The sequence below is a fragment of the Endozoicomonas sp. genome (assembly GCF_051008435.1).
In the GTDB taxonomy this organism is placed as follows: domain Bacteria; phylum Pseudomonadota; class Gammaproteobacteria; order Pseudomonadales; family Endozoicomonadaceae; genus Endozoicomonas_A.
Genome location: NZ_JBPCXO010000399.1, coordinates 1 through 2762, shown reverse-complemented (window position 1 = coordinate 2762; position 2762 = coordinate 1). Strand labels below are relative to the sequence as shown.

Below are 2762 nucleotides of genomic sequence, written 5' to 3'. Positions count from 1 at the left end.
TCCGGTTTGAGACAGTTTTTATGATTATTTGAGGCGAATAGCGAGCTATTCAACGAAAAGAATCATAAAAAATGGCCAAATCCGGCTTTTTCGCAGTAGGTCAGTGGTAAGTCCGACAGGCTCCTATAGCGACAGAAAAACATTTTGCGCCACCCTCAACCATTAAAAACGAGGTAGCAAAATGTTTTTCATGGCCAGTGAATGACAAGAATAAATAATGATGAAAACGACCTCAGGAGCCCGAAAGTCAAAGGCAGCAAGATACATTTCGTATCAATATACCTACTGATATATACCGCCTGCGCCTTTTCCGCCCTGCCAGTTTTGGATAAGCTTGCCCTCTGCTCAGACAGCCATGGGCGGAAAGTACCGCTCACTCGAATCAAGACACGGCTATAGAACTCGATAGAGCTGTATTTTTATAGTACACAGTACGGCGCAGCGAATCTTGTTCGTTCTGCCGTCTCTTATCATTGACTGGAGCCAAAGATGATTATCAAGCCAAGGATTCGCGGATTTATCTGCACAACGACTCACCCTTCAGGGTGTGAACAGAACGTTAAAGAGCAGATCGCTTATACCAAGGCTCAGGGTGAAATAACCGAGGGCCCCAAGCGGGTTCTGGTCATTGGCTCTTCCAGTGGTTACGGCCTTGCTTCCCGCATTACCGCTGCGTTTGGTTCAGGTGCCGCCACCATTGGTGTTTTCTTCGAAAAGCCCGCCACTGAGAAAAAGCCCGGAACCGCAGGCTGGCACAACTCTGCCGCTTTTGAAAAACTGGCCCATGAAGAAGGCCTGTATGCCAAAAGCCTGAATGGAGATGCTTTCAGCCATGAAGCAAAAGCCAAGACTGTTGATCTGATCAAGGAAGACCTTGGCCAGATTGATATGGTGGTTTACTCCCTGGCCTCACCGGTTCGCAAACTGCCTGACACTGGCGAAGTGATTCGCTCTGTACTCAAGCCTATGGGACAACACTACTCAGCGACTGCCGTAGATACCAACAAGGATCAGTTGTTTGAAGCCTCTGTTGAACCTGCGACTCAAGAAGAAGTGGATGCCACTGTCACCGTAATGGGCGGAGAAGACTGGGAACTCTGGATGAAAGCCCTGTCAGAAGCCGGTGTACTGGCTGAAGGCTGCAAAACCGTTGCCTACAGCTACATTGGTACCGAAATCACCTGGCCGATTTACTGGGAAGGTGCACTGGGGCAGGCCAAGAAAGATCTGGACCGTGCTGCCCACGCTATTGATGAACAAATGAAGGGGATGAAGGGGATGAAGGGGATGAAGGGCTCTGCCAATATCGCAGTACTCAAGAGTGTTGTGACCCAGGCCAGTTCCGCCATTCCTGTGATGCCTCTCTATATCGCCATGGTCTTTAAGAAGATGCGCGAAGAAGGTGTCCATGAAGGTTGCATCGAGCAGATCAACCGTATGTTCCGTGAGCGCCTGTATAAGACCGATGGCACAGCGCCAGCGGTTGACGACAGCAATCGCCTGCGTCTGGATGACTGGGAACTGAGAGACGATATTCAGGCCCACTGTCAGGCTTTATGGCCCACACTGACCAATGAGAACCTGGCCGAGCTAACGGACTACGTTGAATACAAGGAAGAGTTCCTGAAATTGTTTGGTTTTGGTGTTGAAGGGATTGATTACGAAGCGGATGTGAATCCTCTGGTACCTTTTGACGTCATTGATATCTGATCCATGAATTCGGGAGGGCTTTAACAGCCCTCCCCGGTTTCTCTTTCATCACACCGCACCAACCATCTCAGCTAATACCTGCCTTGCCGCTTTGGCTGGATCTTCTGCCTGAATAATCGGTCTCCCAACCACCAGATGCGTGGCACCCTGGCGAACAGCAAATGTCGGAGTACCTGTCCGGACCTGATCACCCTCTTCAACATCAACCGGTCGAATACCCGGGGTAACGATCAAAAAGTCTGCAGGAACGGCCTCTCTGATTTGCCGAGCTTCTCTGGCAGAAGCAATCACCCCATGACACCCGGACTCTAACGCTAACCGAGTCAACCTGATTACCTGCTCCATAGGAGAACCGTGCCAGCCGATCTCGCTCATGGCGATCTTATCCAAACCTGTAACAAGCGTGAGAGCCACGATCTTCATATCGGGAAACGCCCGGGCAGCAGATACAGCTGCTTTCATCATTTCACGTCCGCCCGATGCATGCACCGACACCAGATCAACACCAGATCAACACCAAGCCTGCCTGCTGATCTTACGGCTGCCGCGACTGAGTTAGAAATTTCGTGAAGTTTCAGATCCAGAAAGACTGTTTTATTCTGTTCTTTCAAATAACGGATAGCGACCGGTCCTTCGGAGGTCATCAGCTGGTGTCCGATTTTATAGTGTCCAACCTCTGCACCGAGTTGAGAAACCCGCTTTTTGGCCTCGTCGAGTGTATCAACATCCAACGCTACGACTAATTCACTTCGTCCTGACAATTGTTAACTCCCTTTTCCCATTCGGCCTGTTCATTGGCCAACCGTTCTTTTTGTTTTGCTTTAACTTCAGACCAAGTGACTCCCTGCTGGATGCCATCCATTCGTTCGGAATATTTTATAAAGGCCCGCTCGAATACTTGCCCCGCCTGAATACGGCCTTCCTTCTCAAGGTAGGCCGCTTCGCGGCGACTTTTTGCCCAGTGCAGCCCTCCAACCTATGGGAAATACCCGTCATTTTCTTTTGTCTATCCTTACTGACTTTGATCCCGAGAACAGCAAAGGATAGAGCCA

General features: G+C 50.0%; 3 protein-coding genes. 1 reads left to right on the top strand and 2 read right to left on the bottom strand.

Features of this window, described 5'->3' with window-relative positions:
* Positions 1–489: 489 nt before the first annotated feature.
* On the top strand, positions 490–1710 hold the full coding sequence (fabV, locus tag ACR2PX_RS20315) for an enoyl-ACP reductase FabV (RefSeq protein WP_434001183.1): 1221 nt from the start codon (positions 490–492) through the stop codon (positions 1708–1710).
* Positions 1711–1758: 48 nt separating this feature from the next.
* Here the strand turns inward: fabV and ACR2PX_RS20310 are convergent, their stop codons facing one another.
* Both ACR2PX_RS20310 and ACR2PX_RS20305 read right to left on the bottom strand, forming a co-directional pair.
* Entirely contained in the window at positions 1759–2175 is a 417-nt protein-coding gene (locus ACR2PX_RS20310; protein ID WP_434001182.1) for an orotidine 5'-phosphate decarboxylase / HUMPS family protein, read from the bottom strand.
* Entirely contained in the window at positions 2172–2471 is a 300-nt protein-coding gene (locus ACR2PX_RS20305; RefSeq protein ID WP_434001181.1) for an orotidine 5'-phosphate decarboxylase / HUMPS family protein, read from the bottom strand. The genes ACR2PX_RS20310 and ACR2PX_RS20305 overlap by 4 nt, the downstream gene beginning before the upstream one ends.
* Between the last annotated feature and the right edge of the window lie 291 nt (positions 2472–2762).

Excerpts from the sequence above, each read along its gene's own strand:
- fabV (WP_434001183.1), top strand. The coding sequence starts at position 490 with ATGATTATCAAGCCAAGGATTCGCGGATTTATCTGCACAACGACTCAC.
- ACR2PX_RS20310 (WP_434001182.1), bottom strand. The coding sequence starts at position 2,175 with ATGATGAAAGCAGCTGTATCTGCTGCCCGGGCGTTTCCCGATATGAAG.